The organism is Streptomyces kurssanovii (assembly GCF_040677245.1).
Classification (GTDB): Bacteria; Actinomycetota; Actinomycetes; order Streptomycetales; family Streptomycetaceae; genus Streptomyces; species Streptomyces kurssanovii.
Map to the genome: position 1 here is coordinate 303,277 of NZ_JBFAQK010000001.1, position 24,572 is coordinate 327,848.

A 24,572-nucleotide genomic window follows, 5' to 3' on the forward strand; every position below is an offset into this window, starting at 1 on the left:
GATGGCCCGGTGTCACTCACCGTGACATCGGGCCGGTCGACGCGCGAGAGGGACGTTCACCCGATGGCCAAGATCAAGGTAGCCGGTCCCGTCGTCGAGCTCGACGGCGACGAGATGACCCGCATCATCTGGCAGTTCATCAGGAACAAGCTGATCCTGCCGTATCTCGATGTCGAGCTGATCCACTTCGACCTGGGCATCCAGCAACGCGATGCCACCGGTGACCAGGTGACACTCGACGCCGCCGACGCCGTCAGGAAGTACGGCGTCGGCATCAAGTGCGCCACGATCACGCCCGACGAGGCGAGGGTCGAGGAGTTCAACCTCAAGGCGATGTACCGCTCGCCGAACAGGACCGTGCGCGACCTCCTCGGCGGCGTCGTCTTCCGTGAGCCGGTGATCATGGGGAACGTCCCCGGTCCCGTCGCCGGCTGGAGGAAACCGATCGTCATCGGCCGGCACGCCTTCGGCGACCAGTACCGCGCCACCGATCTCAAGGTGCCCGGCCCCGGCACGCTGACGATGACGTACACCCCCAGGGACGGCTCCGACCCGGTCGAGCTGGAGGTCCACGACTTCCCCGGGCCGGGCGTGGCGCTCGGCATGTACAACCACGACGACTCGATCCGCGACTTCGCGCGCGCCTCGTTCCGCTACGGCCTGGCCCGCGGCTACCCGGTCCTGCTGTCCACGAAGAACGCTGTGCTCAAGCGGTACGACGGCCGGTTCAAGGACATCTTCCAGGAGGTCTTCGACGCCGAGTTCAAGGCGGAGTTCGCGCGGGAGGGTCTGACGTACGAGCACCGGCTGACCGACGACATGGTGGCCGCCGCGCTCCGCGGGAAGGGCGGCTACCTCTGGGCGTGCAAGAACTACGACGGCGAGGTCTTGTCGGCGCTCGTCTCGCAGGGGTTCGGCTCGCCGGGGCTGATGACCTCGGTCCTGATGTCGGCCGACGGCAGGACCGTCCTGGCCGAGGCCGCGCACGGCACGGTCACCCGCCACTACCGCCGGCACCAGCAGGGCCGGGAGACGTCGACCAACCCCATCGCCTCCGTCCACGCCTGGACGCGCGCACTCGTCCACCGGGGAAGGCTGGACGGCACGCCGGAGGTGACCTGGTTCGCCCGGGCGCTGGAGCAGGTGTGCGCGGAGACCGTCGAGGGCGGCCAGATGACCCGGGACCTCGCCCTGCTGATCTCGCCCAACCAGCCGTGGCAGACCACGGAACAGTTCCTGGACACGCTGGACGCCGGCCTGCAGAAGAAGATGGCCGACCGCCTGGCGCCGTGACCGCGCCGCGCCGTGCCGGGACGTGGAGTCGCGGCAGGGCCGAACGGGCGACGGCGCCCGTCCTCTCCCCCGAGGGAGGACGGGCGCCGTCGTGTTTCAAGAGTCATGGACGCGCCAAATCCGTTCAAGGGACGACTGTGGCCTGTGGCACGGAAGTGACCATTCCGCCACGGTGTGATCGTCGTGCTACGGATGCGACACTGGGGCCGCACCCGAGGACCGTCGGCTGCACGGGGGGTATACAAAGCACATTCGGGGGACAAGGGGGAAGTACCAATGCCTCGTTGGAAGGAATTGCCCGAGGGGCTGGACCCGGAGGTACGCGAGTTCACCGGCCAGCTGCGCGGGCTCGTGGACCGCAGCGGCCTGAGCATCGCGGCGGTCTCCGACCGCACCGGGTACAGCAAGACGTCCTGGGAGCGGTATCTCAACGGACGGCTGCTCGCGCCGAGGGGCGCGGCCGTCGCGCTCGCCGAGGTGACCGGCACCGACACCGGCCATGTGACCACCATGTGGGAGCTGGCGGAACGCGCCTGGAGCCGTGCCGAGGCGCGCCACGACATGACGATGGAAGCGATACGGATCTCGCAGGCGCGTGAGGCGCTCGGCGGCGCCGGCGGCCGGGGCCCGACCACGCCGTCGGCCGGTCCGCGCGGCGGCGCGGGACATGCCGCACGCCCGCCCGCGGGCGGGTACGGCTCCGGACCGCACGGCCGGGGAGGACCCGCCGCCGACCCGTACGGCGGCCCCGTCGGTGCCGAGCCGTACGGCGGCCCGGGCGCGGGCTCACGGCCCCAGGGCCGGCCGGGGCAGGAACGGACCGGCGCACCCGGTGCGTACGGCAGCCCGGCCCGCCCCGACGCCTACGGCAGCCCCGCCGCGCCCGGGGGCGCGGACGGGCGTCCGGCCAGGCGGCACCGTAAAGGCCCGTTCGTCGTGGCCGCCGTGGTGAGCGTGCTCATCGTGGGCGCGGGCGGCTGGTTCCTCGTCAACGGCGACGGCGGTGACGGACGCGAGGACCGGGCGACGCGAAGCCCGTCCGCCGCGCCCACCACCGCCCCGGAGCTGCCGGCCGGGGTGAAGTGCAACGGCGCCGACTGCGCGGGCCAGGACCCCGAAATCATGGGCTGCGGCGGTGAGTACGCCAAGACCGTCTCGACGGCCACCGTCGGCACGGCGGTGATAGAGGTCCGGCACAGCCAGGTGTGCGGCGCGGCATGGGCCCGTATCACCAAGGCGGCGGTCGGGGACTCGGTGCGGATAGCCGTCGGCGGCAAGGCCGAGGAGAGCGCCCTGGTCAACGCGGACAAGGACGCGTACACCCCGATGGCGGCCGCGCCCGACCCGGCCGACGCCAAGGCGTGCGCCACGCTCACGACCGGCACGGAGGGGTGCACCACCGCGCCGTGACACCCGCCTTGTGGCGCGGGCGGGGTGAGACGCGCCACAAGGGGGCGTGGATCGGTCCGTGCCCGGGTCGGATAGCCTGACCGCTGGAAATCTCTTCACGTCAAGATTCACCTCGGGCGTGGACGAGAGGTCCCGTACGAGGGGCAGTGTTGCCCACCGCCAGCTGTCTTACGGAGATCGCCATGACCCGCACTCCCGTCAACGTCACCGTGACCGGCGCGGCCGGCCAGATCGGCTACGCGCTGCTCTTCCGCATCGCCTCCGGCCACCTGCTCGGCGCGGATGTGCCGGTCAAGCTGCGCCTGCTCGAGATCCCGCAGGGCCTCAAGGCCGCAGAGGGCACCGCCATGGAGCTCGACGACTGCGCCTTCCCGCTGCTCAAGGGCATCGAGATCACCGACGACCCGAACGTCGGCTTCGACGGCGCCAACGTCGCCCTCCTCGTCGGCGCGCGTCCCCGCACCAAGGGCATGGAGCGCGGCGACCTGCTCTCCGCCAACGGCGGCATCTTCAAGCCCCAGGGCAAGGCCATCAACGACAACGCCGCGGACGACGTCCGCGTCCTCGTCGTCGGCAACCCGGCCAACACCAACGCCCTCATCGCCCAGGCCGCGGCCCCGGACGTACCGGCCGAGCGCTTCACCGCGATGACCCGCCTGGACCACAACCGCGCGATCTCGCAGCTGGCCGCCAAGACCGGCGCCGCCGTCTCCGACATCAAGCGCCTCACCATCTGGGGCAACCACTCCGCCACGCAGTACCCGGACATCTTCCACGCGGAGATCGCCGGCAAGAGCGCCGCGGAGATCGTCAACGACGAGCAGTGGCTGGCCGACACCTTCATCCCGACCGTCGCCAAGCGCGGCGCCGCGATCATCGAGGCCCGTGGCGCGTCGTCCGCCGCCTCGGCCGCGAACGCCGCCATCGACCACGTCCACACCTGGGTCAACGGCACCGCCGAGGGTGACTGGACCTCCATGGGCATCCCGTCGGACGGCTCCTACGGCGTCCCGGAGGGCCTGATCTCCTCGTTCCCGGTCGTCTGCAAGGACGGCAAGTACGAGATCGTCCAGGGCCTGGACATCAACGAGTTCTCGCGTACGCGCATCGACGCGTCCGTGCGGGAGCTCGAGGAGGAGCGCGACGCGGTCCGCGAGCTCGGCCTCATCTGACCCCGGCGCCGCGGACGTCCGCGGCGTCCGGCGCTCACACCACGCCCCGGCGGCCCCGTGCTGCCGGGGCGCACGTGTGTACGGGAACTGAGGGACCGGTTTACGCAGTCTCGGCTGTCATGCGCGTGATGATGATCCTCCCGGCCCTGACCGAAGCGACCAGTCCGCTCTTCCGTCCCATCAAGTACTCGCTGTTCCCGCCGCTCGGCCTGGCGACCCTCGCGGGATACCTCGACGAGTCGGACGAGGTGACGCTGTACGACGAGCACGTCGAGCGCATCGACATCGAGGCCCTGCCCAGCCCCGACCTGCTGGTGCTCCAGCCGTACATCACCTCGGCGCGCCGCAGTTACGAGATAGCCGATCACTTCCGGGCGCGGGGCGTGCATGTGGCGATGGGCGGGCTGCACGTCACCTCGCTGCCGGAGGAGGCCGCGCAGCACGCCGACACCGTCTTCACCGGGCCGGGGGAGGAGCAGTGGCCGCTGTTCCTGAAGGACTTCCGCGACGGCGCTGCGGCCCGGCGCTACGACTCCACGGCACAGCGCACCCTGGCCGGTCTCCCGCCGGTGCGCCGCGACCTGATCAAGCGTCACCTGTACCTCGTGCCCAACTCGATCGTGGTCTCGCGCGGTTGCCCGCACCACTGCGACTTCTGCTACAAGGACGCGTTCTTCGAGGGCGGCAAGTCCTTCTACACGCAGACCGTCGACGACGCCCTGTCGGAGATCGAGCGGCTGCCGGGCCGCCACCTCTACTTCCTTGACGACCATCTGCTGGGCAACAGGCGCTTCGCGGAAGCCCTGTTCGACGGCATGGCCGGCATGGGCCGCCTGTGGCAGGCGGCCGGCACGGTCAACTCCGTTCTTCAGCCGGGTCTGCTGGAGCGCGCGGTCGACGCGGGGCTGCGCAGCCTGTTCGTCGGCTTCGAGACCGTCAACGACGCGAACCTGGCGGAGCGCCGCAAGAACCAGAACATCGGCAAGGACTACGGCGCGGCGGTCCGCCGCCTCCATGACGCGGGAGTCATGGTCAACGCCAGCTTCGTCTTCGGCCTCGACCAGGACGGGCCCGACGTCTTCGACCGCACGGTGGAGTGGGCCGTCGAGCAGGGCATCGAGACGGCGACGTTCCACATCATGACGCCGTATCCCTCCACGGGACTGTGGAAGCAGATGGAGGCGGAGGACCACATCGTGCACCGCGACTGGGACCTGTACGACACCCGTCATGTGGTCTACCGGCCCAAGGGCATGACCCCCCGGCAGCTGGAGGACGGCTACTGGCGCGCCTATCGCGACTTCTACCGCTGGTCCAACATCTGGCGCGGCGCCTCCGCGCAGCCCGGCCGGCACGAACGGATGCGGCACCTCGCGTACGCGGGCGGCTGGAAGAAGTTCGAGCCCGCGTGGGACATGCTGATCCGCTCCCGGCGGACGGTCCGCGCGATGCCCGCGCTGGAGCGCACCCTCGCCGCGTTCGGCGGCCGCAAGGCGGCGTGAGCCGCGCCACGCGGCCGGGCCGGGCGCCTGTGACGGCCGCCCGGCCCGTGGCGCGCATCCGGCGACGGGGCCGGTCGCCGTCGGTGGCCGTCCGCCCCGGGGCGCTGGGCGGCGGACGAGGCCGCCCGGTGGTTCGGTGGCGGTCCGGCGCGCGGCGACAGTCCGGTCAGCAGATGATGGCCCTCCGTGCCCCGGCCGAGGAGGCGCCGCACCCGGCGGACGAGGCCGCCCGGTGGTTCAGTGGCGGTCCGGCCTCGTGCGTGCCGCGCCCGGCGATGCCGGGCTGCGGCCGAGGAGGTGGCGGGTCCGGCCGCCGTCCGTTGGGGCGTCCGGGTCGGAGCTCGCGTCGGCGACGGCCAGGCGCACTCCCGTGAGCGCCTGGCGCGGCGGGCGGCGACGTGCCGCTTCGTCGTCCGGCTGACCGAGCAGCCGCTGCAGGGGTGAGAGACGGGGCGTCAGCCCGCCGCCGCGGCCGCCGTCATCACGGTGACCGCGACCATCGCCGCCTGCATGTCGCGGATGGCTTTACGGAGGCTGTCGCCCGCCCACTGGCCCTCGGAGATCTCGGACATCCGCCCGGTGAGCTCCTTGCGCGGCACGTCGGGGAAGGCGATGCGGTGCAGCTTCGCCGAATGGATCAGCGCGACCAGACCCGCCGTCCGGTCGTCGGGCTCGCTTCCCTCGAGGACGACGGCGGTGAGGCGTTCGCGCAGCTCGCGCTCGGCCGCCCCGTCCGCCTCCGGATAGCGCTTGACCGGGAAGAGGCCGAGCACCTTGTGCTGCTCCTCCGCCACGAGACCGCGCTCACGCAGGCTCTCGATCGTGGCGGTCACGGCCTTGGAGTGGTCCTTCGTCAGCCATTCCGTGACCTTCGGGGACCTGCGCCTGCGGCCCGCCCAGGCCGCGAGCTGCTCCAGGCGGCCGTCGAGGAGGGCGACACCGGTGGGCGCCTGGTCCGTGACGCGGATCCGGCCGTCGTCGACCGAGACCCGTCCGGCCATGACCAGGTCGAGCAGGATGCCGCCCGCCACGGCCCACCCCGCGGACTGCCGGTCCTTCGCCGCGCCGGACCCGTCGTCCAGCGACAGCAGCATGATCTCCTCGCCCAGCGTGACCGCCATGCGGGCCCCCTTCGTCCGTTGGTCTCTTGATCATTGGGACGGCCGGGACTGCCGCGTGGTTCCGTGAGCGCCGGCGTCCGGGACCTCGGCTCCTCCGCGCGACGCTCCATCAGGAAGAACGCGCGGCGCGCCGGGCGAGGATGACGCAGGATGAGGCTCATGTCCTCGATCACCGCGATACCCGGCACCGTCCAACTGGCCACGGACACCGGCCAGAACCCCCTGGCCGTCTTCGGGATCCTGATCCTGGGCCTGCTGGTGCTGATCACGCTGTGCGGGTATCTCTTCCCGGCGTTCGTCGCGCGCGGCCGCTTGAGCGCGTCGACCCCCGCGGGGAGGCTCCGGGACGTGGCGCTGGTGTGCGTGGCGGTCGCGCTGGCGATCCAGCTGTTCGGTCTTCTGTGCTCCGTCCGCCTGGAGAACGAGTGGTACACCTGCGCGCAGCAGCGCTACGGGTACTCCTCGCCGGCGGACGGACCGAACCTCGAGAACATGCGGGACAGCCTGTTCCCGGTGAGTTCGGTCTGCCGCTGGTCGGACGGCTACACGTACGACTTCGTGCCGGCCTTCGTGAATCCGTCGATCGCGGTGCTGCTGGTCCTCGCCGCGTTGACCGGGGCGGGCGCCGCCGTCGTGCGTGCGGGCGCCCGGCGGGACCTCGGGGTCGGGAGGCGCTGAGCTCAGCCGGCCGGCTGTTCCACCGCGGGGGCACCCGTGTTGACGTGGACGGACGCTATCCGGTCGAGATCGTCGAAGAGGACGTCGATCGTGCCGCCGTCGGGGAGTCCCGCGCTCGTCCGGTCCTCGGTGCGGCGTTGCGGAAGGTCGTGGTGGCCGAAGTACCCGGAGACGACCCGGCGGGCGGATCCGCCGACGAGGCCGGCGCCGGTGAGCAGGACGCGCGGCAGGGTGATGGCGTCCGGTTCGGCGCGGGGGACCTGAGGATCGTCCGGAACCATGTAGGCGCGGCCGTCGGCGCTCGCCTGTACGCCGATGTACCCGGCGGCGCCGAGCACGCCCATCGCCGTGAACGCCAGGGTCTCCACGGCGCGGCGGGGGTCGTCGTGAGCGGCGAGGGGGACGAGCTCCTCGGTGAACTCGCTCAGGCCGTGCGCCTGGCCGTACGCGCGGAGCCGTTCCGCCGCCGTGACCACCGGTGAGCCGGCGAAGCCGGGGTTGGCCCAGGCCCACAGCCATGAGTGCTCGTTGACGTCGAACGTCCCGAGGAGCGAGATCCTCAGCTCTCGTCCGGACTGCCGGTACAGGCACTGCCCGAGGTCGGCACTCCACTCGCCGATCGGCATGAACTCGTTGAACGTCTCGAGTTGTTCCGCGCCCCAGGCGGCGTGCTGCTCGGTGAGGCTGAGGAACGGATCACTGAACTTCGCGGTCATGTACCTGACCCTATGAGGCCGGGTGGTGACGGCTTCGGGCGGGCGGTGACCCCGCTCACATTCGCCCCGTGATGCCCGTGTTGACCCCGCCGTGGTCCCGGGGCCTGGGTGGCCCGCGCGCTCCGGCCGTTCCGTGAGTCAGGTCACGTTCCGTGAACCGTTCCGCATGGTTCTTGGTTCCGGGGGCAGGCGGCCAGATCGCCGGGGTGTGACCGGCGTCGGACAAAACGGGAACGAAAGGCCAAAACGCGACGTGTCGGCAGTACATCAGACCATCCATGTGGGCGGGGAGTGGCGTTTCGCCCTCTCCGGTGCCACCCGCGACATCATCGACCCCGTCGACGGGAGCGTTTTCGCCGTCGTGGCGGAGGGCGGTGTCGCCGACACCGATGACGCTGTCGCCTGCGCACGTGCCGCATTCGACGACGGCACCTGGCCGCGCACCCCTGTCGCGGAGCGCGCCGCGCTGCTCCGACGCGTCGCGGCCCTGCTCGAGCGGGACCGGGAGAAGATCGGCGCGCTGGAGAGCCAGGACGCGGGGAAGACCCTCGAAGAGGGACGCGTCGACGTCGACTGCGTACGCGATGCCTTCGTCTACTTCGCCGACCTCGTCATGAACGAGAGCGGCGGCCGTGTCGTCGACGCCGGGTCGGACGACATCCACAGCGTCGTCGTGCACGAGCCCGTCGGCGTCTGCGCGCTGATCACCCCCTGGAACTATCCGCTGCTCCAGGCCAGCTGGAAGATCGCCCCCGCGCTCGCGGCGGGCAACACCCTGGTGATCAAGCCCAGCGAGATCACGCCGCTGACCACCGTCGCCCTGATCGAGCTGCTGATCGAGGCGGGACTGCCGCCCGGCGCCGCGAACATCGTCACCGGCGCCGGCGACCCCGTCGGCGCCCGGCTGGCGGAGCACCCGGATGTGGACCTCGTGTCCTTCACCGGCGGGCTCGTCAGCGGTACGAAGGTCGCCCGCGCCGCGGCCGACACCGTCAAGAAGGTCGCCCTCGAACTCGGCGGCAAGAACCCGAACGTGGTCTTCGCCGACGCCTGCGCCACCCCCGACGGGTTCGACACGGCCGTCGACCAGGCACTCAACGCCGCGTTCATCCACAGCGGGCAGGTCTGCTCCGCGGGCTCGCGGCTCATCGTCGAGGAGTCGCTGCGCGAGCGGTTCGTCACCGAACTCGCGCGCAGGGCCGAGAAGATCCGCCTCGGGCGCGGCACCGACGAAGGCGTCGAGTGCGGCCCCCTCGTCTCCGCCCAGCAGCTCGCGAGGACCGAGGAGTTCGTCGCCTCCGCGCTGGCCGAGGGCGCGGTGCTGAGGGCGGGCGGCGAGCGGCCGGAGGGACCCGGCTTCTTCTACCGGCCCACCGTCCTCGACCACTGCCACCGCACCATGCGCGTCGTCCGCGAGGAGATCTTCGGCCCCGTCCTGACCGTCGAGACCTTCCGCACCGAGGAAGAGGCCCTCGCCCTCGCCAACGACACCGAGTACGGCCTCGCCGGAGCCGTCTGGACGTCCGACGCCGGACGCGCACGCCGGATGGCGCGGCTCATGCGGCACGGCACCGTCTGGATCAACGACTTCCACCCCTACCTGCCGCAGGCGGAGTGGGGCGGCTTCGGCAAGTCGGGCACCGGCCGTGAGCTGGGACCCGCGGGCCTCGCCGAGTACCGCGAGGCGAAGCACATCTACCAGAACCTCGCCCCGCGCCCCGTGCGCTGGTTCGCGGGCTGAGGCAGGGAAACACACCATGACCGACCACATCCACGAGTACGACTATGTCGTCGTCGGCGGCGGCACCGCAGGTTCGGTGATCGCCTCCCGGCTCACCGAGGACCCCGGCGTGACCGTCGCCGTCATCGAGGGCGGCCCGAGCGACGTCGGCCGCGACGACGTGCTGACCCTGCGGCGCTGGATGGGCCTGCTCGGCGGTGAGCTCGACTACGACTACCCGACCACCGAACAGCCGCGCGGCAACTCCCACATCCGCCACAGCCGCGCCCGCGTGCTCGGCGGCTGCTCGTCCCACAACACCCTCATCGCCTTCAAGCCGCTGCCGTCCGACTGGGACGAGTGGGCAGGGGCCGGTGCGGAGGGCTGGGACGCCGCGGCCATGGACCCGTACTTCCACAAGCTGCGCAACAACATCGTCCCCGTCGACGAGGCGGACCGGAACGCCATCGCCCGCGACTTCGTCGACGCCGCGCGGACCGCCCTCGACGTGCCGCGGATCGAGAGCTTCAACGAGAAGCCCTTCCACGAGGGTGTCGGCTTCTTCGACCTCGCCTACCACCCCGAGAACAACAAGCGCTCGTCGGCGTCCGTCGCCTACCTGCACCCCTTCCTCGACCGGCCGAACCTGCACATCGCCCTGGAGACCTGGGCGTACCGGCTGGAGCTGGACGGCACACGTGCCACCGGGGTGCACGTGCGCGCCAAGGACGGCGAGGAGCGGACCGTACGGGCCCGCCGCGAAGTGCTCGTCTGCGCGGGAGCCGTCGACACGCCCCGGCTGCTGATGCACTCCGGCATCGGGCCGCGCGCCGACCTGGAGAGGCTCGGCATACCCGTGGTCCACGACCTGCCGGGCGTCGGCGAGAACCTGCTCGACCACCCCGAGTCGGTCATCGTCTGGGAGACCCACGGGCCCATCCCGGAGAACTCCGCGATGGACAGCGACGCCGGGCTGTTCGTACGGCGGGACCCCGCGTCCGCGGGGCCCGACCTGATGTTCCACTTCTACCAGATCCCCTTCACCGACAACCCGGAGCGCCTCGGCTACGAACGCCCCGCGCACGGCGTGTCGATGACGCCCAACATCCCCAAGCCCCGCAGCCGCGGCCGCCTGTACCTGACCAGCGCCGACCCCGACGTCAAACCCGCCCTCGATTTCCGGTACTTCACCGACGAGGACGACTACGACGGCCGCACGCTGGTCGACGGCATCCGGATCGCGCGTGAGATCGCGAAGCAGGAGCCGCTGGCCGGCTGGCTGAAGCGGGAGGTCTGCCCGGGCCCCGAGGTCACCTCCGACGAGGAGATCAGCGAGTACGCGCGCAAGGTCGCGCACACCGTCTACCACCCCGCCGGCACCTGCCGGATGGGTGCGGCCGACGACGAACTCGCCGTCGTCGACCCCGATCTGAAGATCCGCGGCCTCACCGGCGTCCGGATCGCCGACGCGTCCGTCTTCCCGACGATGACGGCCGTCAACCCGATGATCACCGTCTTGATGGTCGGGGAGAAATGCGCGGACCTGCTGGGAGGTAATGCCTGATGAGTACGCCGCCGACACCTGTGTTCTCCGTACGCGACCTGTGGAAGGTCTTCGGTCCGAAGGCGGGCCGGGTGCCCGCCGACCCCGAGCTGGGCGCCCTCGACGCCGCCGGCCTGCGGGAGCGCACCGGCTGCACCGCCGCCGTGCGTGACGTCTCCTTCGACGTCCGCAAGGGCGAGGTCTTCGTCGTCATGGGCCTGTCCGGCTCGGGCAAGTCGACGCTGGTCCGCTGCCTCACCCGGCTGATCGAGCCGACATCCGGCGCCATCTCCATCGACGGCGAGGACGTCATGTCGATGGACGCCGGACGGCTGCGCGAACTGCGCCGCCACCGCGCGTCCATGGTGTTCCAGCACTTCGGGCTGCTGCCGCACCGCTCGGTGCTCGACAACGTCGCCTACGGACTCGAGATCCAGGGCGTCGGCCGCGCGGAACGCCGGCAAAGGGCGGCGGAGTTCGTCACCAAGGTGGGCCTCGAGGGCATGGAGTCCCGCCGTCCCGGCCAGCTGTCCGGCGGCCAGCAGCAGCGCGTCGGCCTGGCGCGGGCACTGGCGGTCGACCCCGAGGTCCTGCTGTTCGACGAGCCGTTCAGCGCACTGGACCCGCTGATCCGCCGCGACATGCAGGAGGAGGTCGTGCGGCTGCACCGCGAGGAGGGCCGCACCATGGTCTTCATCACGCACGACCTGAGCGAGGCGCTCAAGATCGGCGACCGGATCGCGCTGATGCGCGACGGCCGGATCGTGCAGCTCGGCACCCCCGAGGAGATCGTCGGCGAGCCGGCCGACGAGTACGTGCGCGACTTCGTCCGCGATGTCCCGCGCGAGCAGGTCATGACCGTACGCACGGCCATGCGCCCCGCCCGGGCCTCGGAGGGGGAGTCCGGCCCGGCGCTCGCCCCCGGGGCGACGGTCTTCGAGGCCATCGAGGCCGTCGCCCGCACCGGCGAGACCGCCCGCGTCGTCGAGGACGGCAGGTGCCTGGGGGTGGTGGACCACGCGGCGCTGCTCGGCGTGGTCGCCGGTGTCCCCGGCGGCAAGGCGGTGGCCGCGTGACCCGCACAGCGCGTACGCGCCACCCCCGGGCGGCGGAGGGGCGGTGGCCGCGATGACCGCCGCCGTCACCACTCCCGCTTCCGACAAGACTCCCGACAAGGTTCCCGGCACCGAGAAGGCACAGGACAAGTCCGGCCGTCCCGCCACCGGGCGGTCCTTCCAGGACCTGATGCGTCATCCCGTCAAGGGCAAGCTCTTGGTGCTCGCCGCGCTGGCGGCCGTCCTCGTACCGCTCTCGGCGGTCGTGTGGGGCAGCGGCCCGTGGCCCGGCGCGCTGAGCGTCGACATCTCCGGTCCGCTCGACGACGCCAACAAGTGGGTCATCGACAACCGGGACAGCCACCCCCTCTTCCTGTACTTCCTGCTGCACCTGTCCAACACCGCCACCGATGCCGTCAGCGGCGTCTACACCGTGCTCGACACGATGGGCTGGACCGGTGTGTTCGCCGCCGGCGTGCTGTTCGCCTGGCGCGCGGCCGGGCTCGGACGCGGCGGCGTCAAGGTCGCGGCGACGGCCTTCGGCGCGTTCGCCGTGTGCGGGCTGCTCGGCATGTGGGACGCCACCCTGCTCACCATCGCCCTGATGGTGGTGGCGGTGACCTGCGCCGCGCTGCTGGGCGTACTCATCGGACTGGCCGCGGGGCTCTCCGACCGGGTCGACCGCCTGCTGCGGCCGGTGCTCGACACCATGCAGGTGCTGCCGGCCTTCGCCTACCTGCTGCCGTTCGTGCTGGTCTTCGGCACCGGCACGCCCGCCGCGCTGTTCTGCACCGTCATCTACGCGGCGCCGCCGATGGCACGCCTGACCACGCTCGGTCTGCGCGGCGCCGACCCCGCGGTGCTCGAGGCGGCCACGTCACTCGGGGCGAGCCCGTGGCAGCGGCTGCGCACGGCACGGCTGCCACTGGCCCGCAAGCAGATGCTCCTCGGCCTCAACCAGACGATCATGATGGCGCTCTCGATGGTCGTCATCGCCGCGCTCGTCGGCGCGGGCGGCCTCGGCGAGGAGGTCTACTCCGCCCTGTCCACCGTGGACGTGGGCAAGGCGCTCGCCGCCGGCATCCCCATCGTGCTGATCGCCGTCTGGCTCGACCGTACGACCGCGGCCGCCGGCGACCGGATCGGCCGGAGCGCACCCGGTGGCGGCCTGCTGCACGGCCGCTCCGCCTGGGCGCTGGCAGGCGGCGGCGTCGCCGCGGCCGTGCTGCTGCGCTTCGTGGCCGGCACGGCGTGGCCGGAGGGCTGGACGTTCGCCATCTCCACGCCCGTCAACAAGGCCCAGGTCTGGATCACCGAGAACCTGTCGTCCGGCATCCCGGTGCTCGGCGGCACGGAGACCTGGTCGGAGCATTTCACGCTGTGGGTCCTCAACCCCATGAGGGACGGTCTGACCGCGCTGCCGTGGTGGGCGGTGCTGCTGCTGGTCGCCGGTCTGGCCTGGCTCGTCGGCACCTGGATGACGGCACTGACCGCCACGCTCGCCATGGCCGCGATCGGCGTGCTCGGCGTGTGGACGAAATCCCTCGACACGCTCTCCCAGGTGCTCGCCGCACTCGTCGTCACCCTGGTCCTCGGCGTCCTCGCGGGCATCGTCTGCGCCCGTGCGGGACGACTGGAGCGCTGGCTGCGGCCGGTGCTCGACGCCATGCAGACGATGCCGCAGTTCGTCTACCTCATTCCCGTGGTCGCCCTGTTCGGAGTCGCCCGCGTCTCCGCGATCGTCGCGGCCGTCGTGTACGCGCTGCCCGCGGTGGTCCGCATCACCGCCCAGGGCCTGCGCGAGGTCGACCCCGCGGCGCTGGAGGCGTCCCGGTCGCTCGGCGCGTCCACCCGGCAGCAACTCCTCCGGGTCCAGCTGCCGCTCGCCCGCCCCGCGCTCCAGCTCGCCGTCAACCAGGGGGTCGTGCTGGTCCTGGCCGTGGTCGTCGTCGGCGCGCTCGTCGGCGGCGGTGCCCTCGGCTACGACGTCGTCAAGGGCCTGTCACGCGGCGAGATGGGTCTCGGAATGACGGCCGGAGTGGCGATCGTCTGCCTCGGTCTCGTACTCGACCGGATCACCCAGCCGGCCCGCAAACGCGGCTGAACGGCGGGGCGCCGACCCGGGCGCCCCGCCCCCGCCCCCGTACCACTCACGTCCCTCACTCACAGCAGGAGCACCACCATGAAGCGCACCAGAACCCTCCGCACCGCCGCCGTCGCCGCCGCCCTCGGCGTCCTCTCCCTGAGCGCGTGCAGCGCCGCGGAGACGGGCAAGAGCCAGGACGCGGCCGGCGGCGAGAAGACCGTGAAGCTGACCGTCCCGTCCTGGGTCGGCGCGCAGGCCAACACGGCCGTCGCGTCCTACATCCTGGAGGAGGAGCTCGGCTACAAGGTCAAGACCCAGCAGATGGGTGAAGTGCTCGCCTGGGACGCCCTCTCCAAGGGCGACATCGACGCGATCATGGAGGACTGGGGCCACCCCAAGGAGGAGAAGCAGTACGTCGAGGACCGTAAGACCGTCGTGAAGGGCGGTGACCTCGGTGTCGAGGGCCACATCGGCTGGTTCGTGCCGAAGTACTTCGCCGACAAGCACCCCGACGTGACGGACTGGAAGAACCTCGACAAGTACGCCAAGGAGTTCGCCACCGCGGAGAGCGGCGGCAAGGGTGAACTCCTCGAGGGTTCGCCCGACTACGTCACCAACGACGACGCGATCATCAAGAACCTCGGGCTGAACCTGAAGACCAACTACGCGGGTTCCGAGGCCGCCCAGATCACCGCCATCCAGAAGTACGTGAAGGCGAAGAAGCCCTTCCTGACCTACTGGTGGACCCCGCAGTGGCTGAACGCGCAGGTCGATCTCGTCGAGGTGAAGCTGCCCGAGTACAAGGAGGGCTGCGACGCCGACCCGAAGAAGATCGCGTGCGCCTACCCGAACACACCGCTGCAGAAGTTCCTCAACGCCGACTTCGCCAAGAACGGCGGCGAGGCGGCCGAGTTCCTGAAGAACTTCAAGTGGACGACCGAGCAGCAGAACGAGGTCGCGCAGATGATCGCCGGGGAGAAGATGAGCCCCGAGGCGGCCGCGGAGAAGTGGGTCAAGGCCAATGAGGCGACCTGGAAGCAGTGGCTGCCCAAGAAGTGACACCCGCGGCCCCGCCCGCACGGGCGGGGCGCGTCCGGTGCCCCGCCCGTCCTGCGGCCGGCGGGGCACGGCGGGTCCTCACGCGCCGCGTTGCACGGACTCCGCGGACTTCGCGAGCTGCACCGCCGACAGGAGGCTGAGGCCCGGAGCCGCCTCGCGCAGGGCCTTGATCGCCTCGACCGAGTCCGCAGGGCCGCGTACCCCCGCCGCGTCCATACGCTGCCTGACCCAGCGGGCCCGCAGCTCCTCGTCCGTCGCCGCGGACGCCTCCGCGACGACGGCGAGGGCGCGCTCCAGCCCCGGCCGTTCCTCCGGTGCGGCGTGCTCCAGCGCGGCGTGGACGGCGGCCTCGATGCGGTCCGCGTCGCGCAGCACCACCACCGACAGTTCCTTCTTCGTGAGTCCGATCATGACGTGATCGTCTCCCGTGATCGGCGACGGGGAACCGGAGTTGAGCGTCTTCAGAGCTTGTCCCGACCTTCGTCCGGAACTCGTCAGTGCTTCAGCGAACCGGGCGTGTAGTGGCCGGGAACAAGGCGGGCTGTCACGCCGAAGCGGTTCCAGGCGTTGATGACCGTGATGGCCGCGACGAGATGCGCCAGTTCGGTCTCCTCGAAGTGCTTGGCCGCCTTCTCGAAGACCTCGTCGGGCACGAAACCGTCGGTGAGCACGGTGACCGCCTCGGTCAGCTCGATCGCCGCGATCTCCTTCTCCGTGTAGAAGTGCCGCGACTCCTCCCAGGCGCTGAGCTGCACGATCCGCTCCACCGACTCGCCGGCCGCGAGCGCGTCCTTGCTGTGCATGTCGAGGCAGAACGCGCAGTGGTTGATCTGCGAGGCGCGGATCTTCACCAGCTCCAGCAGCACCGGGTCGAGGTGCCGGCGGGCCGCCTGGTCCAGTTTGACCATGGCCTTGTAGACCTCGGGAGCCAGCTCCATCATGGCCAGGCGGGGAGTGTGCTCGGGGGCATTGATCTCGTTCGTGGTCGCGGCCGTGGTCGCGTTCGTGGTCGTCATGGGTTCGACCGTAGAGGTCCGGTGGCGCAGCGGTATGGTCCATTTCCATGACGGATTCCTGGTCCACTTTCGGTACGGACCTCCACCTCGAGGTACGCGGGCCGAGGCTGCGGCAGGGACTGACGGACGCGCTGCGGGAGGCCGCCCGCACGGGGAGGCTCGCACCGGGGACCCGGCTGCCGTCGTCCCGCTCGCTCGCCGCCGACCTGGGGATCGCCCGCAACACGGTCGCCGACGCCTACGCCGAACTGGTCGCGGAAGGCTGGCTCACCGCACGGCAGGGATCCGGCACCAGGGTCGCCCGCCGCTCCGTGCCCCGCAGGACCGCACCCGGCACGGCGAGGACCCGCCCGGCCCGCGGCCGGCCCGCCTACAACCTGCTGCCCGGCAGCCCCGACCTGGCCTCCTTCCCTCGCGCCGAGTGGCTCAAGGCGGCCCGCCGGGCGCTGGACGCTGCTCCCCACGAGGCCTTCGGTTACGGAGATCCGCGCGGACGCGTCGAGTTGAGGACGGTGCTGGCCGACTACCTGGCCCGCGCCCGTGGCGTGCACGCCGACCCCGAACGCATCGTGATCTGCTCCGGCTTCGTACACGGGCTCATGCTGATGGGCAAGGTGCTGCGGCAGCGCCGGGTCAGGGAGGTGGCGGTCGAGTCGTACGGCCTCGACGAACACCGCAACGTGCTGACCGAGGCGGGACTGCGCATCCCGGCCCTCCCGTTCGACGAACTGGGCACCGAACCGGCCGCGTTGGGGGAGGGCGGGCTGCGGGGCGTCGGAGCGGTGCTGATGACGCCCGCCCATCAGTTCCCCGTCGGGATGCCGCTGCACCCGGACCGGCGGACCGCGGTCGTCGACTGGGCCCGCAGGACGGGCGGTCTGATCCTCGAGGACGACTACGACGGGGAGTTCCGCTACGACCGCCGGCCCGTCGGCGCGCTCCAGGGCCTCGACCCGGAGCGCGTCGTCCACATGGGCACGGCGAGCAAGTCCCTGGCCCCCGGACTACGGCTGGCGTGGATGGTGCTGCCCCAGGGCCTCGTCGGGGAGGTGCTCGCGGCCAAGGGCGGCGTGGAGTGGGCGTCGAGCTCGCTCGACCAACTCACCCTGGCCGAGTTCATCGCGTCCGGCGCCTACGACCGGCATGTACGGGGCATGCGGCTGCGTTACCGGCGCCGCCGCGACCACCTGGTGCGTCAGCTGGCGGAGCACGCCCCCAAAATCCGGGTGAGCGGGATCGCCGCCGGGCTGCACGCGGTCCTCGAACTGCCGCCCGGCACCGAGCAGTCCGCCGTGCGGGCCGCAGCCTGGCACGGCCTGGCCGTCGAGCCGATGGGCCGCTTCCGGCACACGGACGCCCCGCCCCGCGGCGACGCGCTCGTCGTCGGCTACGCGACCCCGCCGGACAGCGCGTGGTCGGGCGCGCTGGACGCGCTGTGCCGTTCGCTGGCGTAGGCCACCGCGCCACCGGCCGCGCTACGGGCGTTCCGTCAGGACCGCTCGGAGCTGGGAAAGGCCCCAGTCCAGGTCCTCCTCGCTGATCACCAGCGGCGGAGCGATCCGGATCGTGGCGCCCTGGGTCTCCTTCACCAGCACACCGCGGTCCATCAGCTTCTCGGAGACCTCCCGGCCGGTGCCGCGGTCCGGCGCGATGTCCACACCGGCCCACAGCCCGCGTCCCCGCACGGCCGTCACCGCGCCGCCGGCGGCCAGCAGCCCCAGCTCCCGGTGGAGCCGCTCACCCAGCTCGGTGGCCCGCCGCTGGAACTCGCCGGTGCGCAGCATCGCCATCACCTCCAGCGCGACGGCGCACGCCAGCGGGTTTCCGCCGAACGTCGAGCCGTGCTCACCCGGCCGGTGGACGCCGAGCACCTCCGCCGAGGACACCACCGCGGACACCGGGACCACACCACCGCCCAGCGCCTTGCCGAGCACGTACATGTCCGGCACCACGCCCTCGTGCTCGCACGCGAACGTCCTGCCCGTGCGGCCCAGGCCGGACTGGATCTCGTCCGCGACGAACAGCACGTTCCGCTCGCGGGTGAGCGCGCGGACACCTGGGAGGTACCCGGCCGGAGGCACCAGCACCCCGGCCTCGCCCTGGATCGGCTCCAGCAGCACGGCCACCGTGTTCTCCGTGACCGCCGCCTCCATCGCGGTCAGGTCCCCGTACGGGACGATCTCGAACCCGGGCGTGTAGGGCCCGTGGTCGGCCCGCGCCACCGGATCGGTCGAGAAACTGATCAGCGTGGTCGTCCGGCCGTGGAAGTTGTTCGCCGCCACGACGATCTTGGCCATGTTGTCCGGCACGCGCTTCACCCGGTACCCCCACTTGCGGGCGGTCTTGACGGCCGTCTCCACCGCCTCCGCACCGGTGTTCATCGGCAGGACCGTCTCCATCCCGCACAGCTCCGCGAGCTGCGCGCAGAACTCCCCGAACCGGTCGTGATGGAAGGCCCGCGAGGTCAGCGTGACCCGTTCCAGCTGCGCCTTCGCCGCCTCGACGAGCCTGCGGTTGGAGTGCCCGAAGTTGAGCGCCGAGTATCCGGCGAGCAGATCCAGGAAGCGGCGTCCCTCGACGTCCGTCATCCAGGCGCCGTCCGCCGAGGCGACGACGACCGGCAACGGGTGGTAGTTGTGCGCGCTGTGCGCCTCCGCGGCGGCGAAGGCGGAAGTCGAGCTCGGCACGGGGCCTCCGATCGTCGGGACGGACCTCCGGCGCCGGCGCGGCCGGCGCTCCCCTCCATCGTCGCTCTCCGGCCGCGGCTCGCAGTGTGGACGACACCGCGCGGCGGCCCGCCGGGCCGCTACTGTGGGCGGCACGCGCGGTGACTGGCGTACGGGGAAACGACCCCGAGGAAGCCGTGCGCGGGCTTTCGCACGAGGTGTCGCCCCGCCTGGGCACCCCGGGAACACGACCGACGACCACGGATCGCCCCGGAGGACCATTCCCATGACCCTTCCCCTTTCCCACCCCGCCCTCTCCACGACCGACCCGGAGCTCGCCGCTCTCGTGGGCGCGGAGGAGCAGCTCCAGTCCGAGACGCTGCGGCTCATCCCCAGCGAGAACTACGTCTCCCAGGCCGTGCTCGAGGCATCCGGCACGGTGCTCCAGAACAAGTACAGCGAGGGCTACGCCGGCCGCCGGTACTACGAGGGCCAGCAGAACATCGACCAGGTCGAGCGGCTCGCCGTCGCCCGCGCCAAGTCGCTCTTCGGCGTCGACCACGCCAACGTCCAGCCGTACTCCGGCTCCCCCGCCAACCTCGCCGTGTATCTCGCCTTCGCCGAGCCCGGTGACACCATGATGGGCATGGCCCTGCCCATGGGCGGCCACCTCACCCACGGCTGGGGCGTCTCCGCCACCGGAAAGTGGTTCCGGGGCGTTCAGTACGGCGTGCGCCAGGACACCGGCCTCATCGACTTCGACGAGGTGCGCGAGCTCGCGCTCAAGGAACGGCCCAAGGTCATCTTCTGCGGCGGCACGGCGCTGCCGCGCACCATCGACTTCGCCGCCTTCGCGGAGATCGCCCGGGAGGCCGGCGCCGTACTCGTCGCCGACGTCGCGCACATCGCGGGCCTGATCGCGGGCGGCGCCCACCCCTCGCCCGTGCCGCATGTCGACGTCGTGTCCACCACCACCCACAAGACGCTCCGCGGGCCGCGCGGCGCGATGCTGATGTCCCGTGAGGAACACGCCAAGGCCATCGACAAGGCGGTGTTCCCCGGGCTCCAGGGCGGTCCGCACAACCAGACCACCGCCGCCATCGCCGTCGCCCTCCACGAGGCCGCGCAGCCCTCCTTCCGTGATTACGCCGCCCAGGTCGTCGCCAACGCCAAGGCCCTCGCCGAGGCGCTGCTCGCGCGCGGTTTCGACCTGGTGTCCGGCGGGACCGACAACCACCTGATCCTGATGGACCTCACCTCCAAGGACGTCCCCGGCAAGGTGGCGGCCAAGGCGCTCGACCGGGCCGGGATCGTCGTCAACTACAACACCGTCCCGTACGACCCGAGGAAGCCGTTCGACCCGTCCGGCATCCGCATCGGCACGCCGTCCCTGACCTCCCGGGGCCTCGGTACGGAGCACATGGCCGCCGTCGCCGCGTGGATCGACCGGGGCGTCACCGCGGCCGGCAAGGGCGACGAGGACGAGCTCGCGGCAGTCCGCGCCGAGGTGGCCGACCTGATGGCCGCGCACCCGGCACCGGGCCTCCCGGCCTGAGCCGTCGCGACCGGGGGCGGACCGAGCCGGACCGAGCCGGACCGAGCCGGGCCGGACCCGTCCGGAACGGGCCGCCCCGCGCCGCGCCTGGCCTGCCCCGCACCTGGCCGCGCCGGAACGGGCCGCCCCTGGCGCGGGGCGCCGGACCGCGCCGGACCGCGCCGGACCGGGCCCCTGGCGCGGGGCGCCGGACCGGACCGTGCGGGGCCGGGCCATGCCGCAGCGTCTGCCCGTGCCGGACCCGCCGGACCGCCCCGGACTGGCCCCCGGCGCGCGGCGCCGGACCTGGCCGGAACGGGCCCCCGGCGCGCGGCGCCGGATCGCCCCGCCCTCGTTTCTAGGAAGCGTCCAGCAGTTCTTGGCGCGGGCCCGGGTCGCCGGTGTCACGGCGGAGCGGGAAGGACGGCAGCAGCCGAGCGAGGAGAAGAGCGAGGGCCGCGCCGGCCGCCAGGCCCGGTATCGACCACCACCAGCCGGTCGTGGCACTCGACGCCGCCACCGGCCGGCTCCGGTCCTCGGCCGGCGGCGCGGCGGGGGCCTCGGCCGAAGCCTCCTCCGTCGCGCCGGCGTCCTGCTCCCAAGGCGCCGGGTATCCCTCGGCTCCACCCCCGGACGGCGACTTCTCGCCCATCAGCCCCAGCTCGCCGAGCAGCTCGACCAGCTCCCCGGGCCGCTGCGCCGTGTGCCAGGTCCCATTCGCCCCGCCGCTCTCCGTCGAGGTGTGTATCCACACGGTGTCGCGCGCCTCGCCCGGATACACCCGGTCGACCCGCCACGGATCCACATCGTGGACCATCCACGTCACCGTGATCTGCCGTGTCCCCATCGCCATGTCGAGGGACGGCGGCCGCTCCTTCGTGCCGTCGGAACCGGTCGGCCCCAGCAAGTCGGTCAGCGTCCCGTACTCCTTGTCGGAGTAGTACAGCGAGGCCGTCTCGCCGCTCTCCGGAGAGGTGAGGAACACGCTGGTCGGCCCGCCGGCCGCCGCCACGGGCGCGAGCACCCACGTCAAGGCGAGCATGACCGCCAGTGCGGCAACTCGTCGTAGCAGTCGCATACTTCCCCCAGCGACGCACGGCCCGGACCGTCCGCACCCGCGTCACCTCTGGTACACCGCCCGAGCGCCTCAGGTTCCGCCCCGGCCGCGGAAATCCTTGACGGATCTCGCGATCTCGCGATCTCGCGCATCTCGCCGGGGCCCACGGGCCCGGGCTTCACCCATGCACCCGTTCACCGATTCCGCGGCGCTCGCGGACCAACCGGACCACGCGGACCGAGCGACCACGCGGAGCCCGCGGGCCGTCACAGGGCCGACTCGGCGATCTCCTCCGCCCGCCGCGCCGACGCCACGCCCTCCAGCCGCAGCGTGGTCACGGCGTCGGCCGTCGTCCACAGCAGCGTCGGGCCCGCCGTCCGCTCGGCCTCGATCCACTCGTCGCCGTGGACGTCGGTCATCATGAAGCGCAGCCGGTGCGGTTCCGAGAACCACAGCCCGGTCGACTGCGGAGTGCCCGTCCCCGTCCCGTCGTCGCCCAGCATCAGCCACTGCGGCATCAGCCTGGCCTCCTTGGCGAAGCCGATGTCCAGCCGCGCCGGGAACTCGTCCAGCCGGACCGTCCGGCCGTCCTCGCGCCAGCACAGGCTCACCACCGAGCGCCCCTCGGGCCCCACGGCCACCGACACCGCCTCCGGGTCGCCCAGCGAGCCGGGCACCAGGGGCGTGAACCCGGCGCGCCGGCCGGCCTCCGCGAGCCCGACCGGGTCCTGGCACCAGGGCACGGACGCGGCCTTCGGCGGCCGTGCGGTGGGGTCGTGGTGCACCTCTACCCCGCCGAAGCCGAACCAGTCGGCGACGGCCGCCCGCACGGGCGGGGTCAGCACCATGACCACGAGCACCCCGGACAGGCCCACCGACAGTGCGCGCCGGCGCCGGCGCAGCCACCGCACCGCCCGCCGCCTTCGGGTGACGCCCGGGGCCCAGGGCCCGCTCAGCGCCACCACCTCCGGGGTGACCGGCGGCGCGGCCGACCCGGCGAGGAGCTGTGCCAGGACCCGTTCCGCCATGGTCTCGCCGTCCACGTCCGGGATGCGGATACCGCGCCCCAGCCCGCGCAGTTCCTCCACCAACTCCTCGTGCCCGCCGTCGCCCGACCCAGGACCCTCGCGCCCGTCATGCCTTCCCTCGTGCCGCTCCCGCCCGTCGTGCGCCGGCGTCCGCGATGCGTCCTCACGGTCCTCACCGGTGCCCGCGCCCCGCTCCTCGCGCTCTTCGGCCCCGTCAGCCATGCCCCTCACCTCCCTCACCCCTCATCAGCTGCCCCAGTCGGGCCAGCGCGCGGTTCAGCCGGGACTTGACCGTGCCCCGTGGGCAGCCGACCGCCTCCGCCGTCTCCGCCTCGTCCATCTCCAGCAGATAGCGGTAGGTGACGACCTGTCGTTGCTCCTCGGTCAGCTCGGCCAGCGCCGCGAGCAGCGCCCCGCGCCGCTCCCGCGCGACGGCGGCCAGCGCCGGATCGGCCGACTCGGGTATCAGCGGCTCGGGTCCCAGCAGCAGTGCCTCCCGGCCGGCGACCGCACGCAGCCGCACCACCGAACGCACTGTGTTCCTCGTCTCATTGGCGACGATCCGAAGCAGCCACGGCCGGAACGCCGCCCCTTCCCGGAAGCGCCCCAGCGCCTGATACGCCTTGAGGAACGCGCTCTGCACCACGTCCTCCGCGTCCGCGCCCGCTCCGAAGGCCACCGCCGCCCGCAGCGCGACCGCCGTGTGCGCGCGGACCAGCTCCGCGTACGCCTCCGGCTCTCCGGCGCGCACGCGGGCGATCACCGCGCCCTCGGCATTGACGAGGCGGCCCCCCTCCGGACCCCGCTCGAGGGTCCCCTCCCGCGTCCTCACACCATTGATACACCGGCGGCCGGAGATCGGTTCCGCACCTGAGAGAATGGTGTGCATGGCCTCATCCCGACCCCGCGCGCTCTCCGGTATCCAGCCCACCGCCGGTTCGTTCCACCTCGGGAACTACCTCGGCGCCATCCGCCAGTACGTCGCGCTGCAAGAGACCCACGACGCCTTCTACATGGTCGTGGACCTGCACGCGATCACCGTGCCGCAGGACCCGGCAGAGCTGCGTGCCAACACCCGGCTCGCCGCAGCCCAGCTGCTCGCGGCAGGTCTCGACCCCGAGCGCTGCACCCTGTTCGTGCAGAGCCATGTTCCTGAGCACGCCCAGCTCGGGTGGGTCATGAACTGCCTCACGGGCTTCGGCGAGGCCTCGCGCATGACGCAGTTCAAGGACAAGTCGGCCCGGCAGGGCGCCGACCGTGCGACGGTCGGTCTCTTCACGTACCCGATCCTCCAGGTCGCGGACATCCTGCTGTACCAGGCGGACGCGGTGCCGGTCGGCGAGGACCAGCGCCAGCACGTCGAGCTCACCCGCGACCTCGCGGAGCGCTTCAACGGCCGCTTCGGCCGGACGTTCACCGTGCCCGCGCCGTACATCGTCAAGGAGGTCGCCAAGATCTACGACCTCCAGGACCCGACGATCAAGATGAGCAAGTCGGCCTCCACGCCCAAGGGCCTGATCAACCTCCTCGACGAGCCGAAGACGACGGCGAAGAAGGTCAAGAGCGCCGTCACCGACACCGACACGGTGATCCGCTTCGACACCGAGGAGAAGCCGGGCGTCAGCAACCTGCTCACCATCTACTCCACCCTCACGGGTACGGCGATCGCCGATCTGGAGCAGAAGTACGAGGGCAAGGGCTACGGTGCGCTCAAGACGGACCTGGCCGAGGTGATGGTCGACTTCGTCACACCGTTCCGGACCCGTACGCAGGAATACCTGGACGACACGGAGACGCTGGACTCGATCCTGGCCAAGGGCGCGGAGAAGGCCCGTGCGGTCGCGGCGGAGACGCTGGCCGACACGTACGACAAGTTGGGATTCGTCCCCGCCAAGCACTGAGCCGGAAAGAGTCGG

Annotated in this window: 21 protein-coding genes and 1 riboswitch; of the genes, 13 read left to right on the forward strand and 8 right to left on the reverse strand. The window is 71.9% G+C overall.

Going from position 1 to position 24,572, the window contains the following annotated elements; all coding sequences use genetic code 11:
- The first annotated feature begins 63 nt into the window (after window positions 1-63).
- From AB0K36_RS01455 to AB0K36_RS01470, 4 genes are all read left to right on the forward strand, one after another.
- Entirely contained in the window at window positions 64-1,293 is a 1,230-nt protein-coding gene (locus AB0K36_RS01455) for an NADP-dependent isocitrate dehydrogenase (protein ID WP_364586696.1), read from the forward strand.
- 276 nt (window positions 1,294-1,569) lie between these two features.
- Window positions 1,570-2,703, forward strand: coding sequence for a helix-turn-helix domain-containing protein (locus tag AB0K36_RS01460; protein WP_364586699.1), 1,134 nt, complete (start codon window positions 1,570-1,572; stop codon window positions 2,701-2,703).
- A 182-nt stretch (window positions 2,704-2,885) separates the two neighbouring features.
- On the forward strand, window positions 2,886-3,875 hold the full coding sequence (locus AB0K36_RS01465; protein WP_189466714.1) for a malate dehydrogenase: 990 nt from the start codon (window positions 2,886-2,888) through the stop codon (window positions 3,873-3,875).
- Between the two features lie 119 nt (window positions 3,876-3,994).
- Window positions 3,995-5,377, forward strand: coding sequence for a B12-binding domain-containing radical SAM protein (locus tag AB0K36_RS01470; protein ID WP_364586702.1), 1,383 nt, complete (start codon window positions 3,995-3,997; stop codon window positions 5,375-5,377).
- Between the two features lie 455 nt (window positions 5,378-5,832).
- Here the strand turns inward: AB0K36_RS01470 and AB0K36_RS01475 are convergent, their stop codons facing one another.
- The gene (locus AB0K36_RS01475) at window positions 5,833-6,498 is read right to left on the reverse strand and encodes a GOLPH3/VPS74 family protein (protein ID WP_364586705.1); all 666 of its coding nucleotides are present in this window, start codon (window positions 6,496-6,498) and stop codon (window positions 5,833-5,835) included.
- 159 nt (window positions 6,499-6,657) lie between these two features.
- On the opposite strand from AB0K36_RS01475, the gene AB0K36_RS01480 reads away from it, so the two are divergent.
- Entirely contained in the window at window positions 6,658-7,176 is a 519-nt protein-coding gene (locus AB0K36_RS01480) for a hypothetical protein (RefSeq protein WP_364586708.1), read from the forward strand.
- 2 nt (window positions 7,177-7,178) lie between these two features.
- Here AB0K36_RS01480 and AB0K36_RS01485 read toward each other — a convergent pair whose 3' ends face one another.
- The gene (locus tag AB0K36_RS01485; protein ID WP_364586711.1) at window positions 7,179-7,892 is read right to left on the reverse strand and encodes a DUF6882 domain-containing protein; all 714 of its coding nucleotides are present in this window, start codon (window positions 7,890-7,892) and stop codon (window positions 7,179-7,181) included.
- A 253-nt stretch (window positions 7,893-8,145) separates the two neighbouring features.
- On the opposite strand from AB0K36_RS01485, the gene AB0K36_RS01490 reads away from it, so the two are divergent.
- From AB0K36_RS01490 to AB0K36_RS01510, 5 genes are all read left to right on the forward strand, one after another.
- Complete coding sequence (locus AB0K36_RS01490; protein WP_364586714.1) at window positions 8,146-9,633, forward strand: aldehyde dehydrogenase family protein; 1,488 nt, start codon at window positions 8,146-8,148, stop codon at window positions 9,631-9,633.
- Window positions 9,634-9,649: 16 nt separating this feature from the next.
- Window positions 9,650-11,176 carry a GMC family oxidoreductase gene (locus tag AB0K36_RS01495; RefSeq protein WP_364586717.1) on the forward strand — a complete coding sequence of 509 codons (1,527 nt, stop codon included), beginning with the start codon at window positions 9,650-9,652 and terminating at the stop codon, window positions 11,174-11,176.
- Window positions 11,176-12,231, forward strand: coding sequence for a quaternary amine ABC transporter ATP-binding protein (locus AB0K36_RS01500; protein ID WP_364586720.1), 1,056 nt, complete (start codon window positions 11,176-11,178; stop codon window positions 12,229-12,231). Before AB0K36_RS01495 ends, AB0K36_RS01500 begins: the two co-directional genes overlap by 1 nt.
- Window positions 12,232-12,283: 52 nt before the next feature.
- A complete protein-coding gene (locus AB0K36_RS01505) occupies window positions 12,284-14,314 on the forward strand; it encodes an ABC transporter permease (protein ID WP_364586979.1) in 2,031 nt (676 codons plus the stop codon).
- A 78-nt stretch (window positions 14,315-14,392) separates the two neighbouring features.
- Window positions 14,393-15,355, forward strand: coding sequence for an ABC transporter substrate-binding protein (locus AB0K36_RS01510; RefSeq protein ID WP_364586722.1), 963 nt, complete (start codon window positions 14,393-14,395; stop codon window positions 15,353-15,355).
- Between the two features lie 78 nt (window positions 15,356-15,433).
- On the opposite strand, the gene AB0K36_RS01515 is transcribed toward AB0K36_RS01510, so the two are convergent.
- Entirely contained in the window at window positions 15,434-15,766 is a 333-nt protein-coding gene (locus tag AB0K36_RS01515) for a hypothetical protein (RefSeq protein ID WP_364586724.1), read from the reverse strand.
- 83 nt (window positions 15,767-15,849) lie between these two features.
- Window positions 15,850-16,371, reverse strand: a complete 522-nt coding sequence (locus tag AB0K36_RS01520) for a carboxymuconolactone decarboxylase family protein (protein ID WP_364586727.1) — start codon at window positions 16,369-16,371, stop codon at window positions 15,850-15,852.
- 47 nt (window positions 16,372-16,418) lie between these two features.
- Here AB0K36_RS01520 and pdxR point away from each other — a divergent pair, with 47 nt between their 5' ends.
- A complete protein-coding gene (pdxR, locus tag AB0K36_RS01525) occupies window positions 16,419-17,825 on the forward strand; it encodes a MocR-like pyridoxine biosynthesis transcription factor PdxR (protein WP_364586730.1) in 1,407 nt (468 codons plus the stop codon).
- 21 nt (window positions 17,826-17,846) lie between these two features.
- On the opposite strand, the gene rocD is transcribed toward pdxR, so the two are convergent.
- Window positions 17,847-19,058 carry an ornithine--oxo-acid transaminase gene (gene rocD / locus AB0K36_RS01530; protein ID WP_364586733.1) on the reverse strand — a complete coding sequence of 404 codons (1,212 nt, stop codon included), beginning with the start codon at window positions 19,056-19,058 and terminating at the stop codon, window positions 17,847-17,849.
- Window positions 19,059-19,188: 130 nt separating this feature from the next.
- Window positions 19,189-19,280, forward strand: a riboswitch (ZMP/ZTP riboswitch).
- Window positions 19,281-19,323: 43 nt separating this feature from the next.
- Here rocD and glyA point away from each other — a divergent pair.
- Window positions 19,324-20,592 carry a serine hydroxymethyltransferase gene (glyA, locus tag AB0K36_RS01535; protein ID WP_364586736.1) on the forward strand — a complete coding sequence of 423 codons (1,269 nt, stop codon included), beginning with the start codon at window positions 19,324-19,326 and terminating at the stop codon, window positions 20,590-20,592.
- A 337-nt stretch (window positions 20,593-20,929) separates the two neighbouring features.
- Here the strand turns inward: glyA and AB0K36_RS01540 are convergent, their stop codons facing one another.
- The 3 genes from AB0K36_RS01540 to AB0K36_RS01550 all read right to left on the reverse strand — a co-directional run bounded on the left by AB0K36_RS01540 (window position 20,930) and on the right by AB0K36_RS01550 (window position 23,545).
- A complete protein-coding gene (locus AB0K36_RS01540; RefSeq protein ID WP_364586739.1) occupies window positions 20,930-21,613 on the reverse strand; it encodes a hypothetical protein in 684 nt (227 codons plus the stop codon).
- Window positions 21,614-21,894: 281 nt separating this feature from the next.
- Window positions 21,895-22,878, reverse strand: coding sequence for a hypothetical protein (locus tag AB0K36_RS01545; RefSeq protein WP_364586742.1), 984 nt, complete (start codon window positions 22,876-22,878; stop codon window positions 21,895-21,897).
- Window positions 22,871-23,545 carry an RNA polymerase sigma factor gene (locus tag AB0K36_RS01550; RefSeq protein WP_364586745.1) on the reverse strand — a complete coding sequence of 225 codons (675 nt, stop codon included), beginning with the start codon at window positions 23,543-23,545 and terminating at the stop codon, window positions 22,871-22,873. The genes AB0K36_RS01545 and AB0K36_RS01550 overlap by 8 nt, the downstream gene beginning before the upstream one ends.
- Here AB0K36_RS01550 and trpS point away from each other — a divergent pair.
- Window positions 23,544-24,557, forward strand: a complete 1,014-nt coding sequence (gene trpS / locus AB0K36_RS01555; protein ID WP_364586747.1) for a tryptophan--tRNA ligase — start codon at window positions 23,544-23,546, stop codon at window positions 24,555-24,557. The genes AB0K36_RS01550 and trpS overlap by 2 nt on opposite strands.
- Window positions 24,558-24,572: the final 15 nt, after the last annotated feature.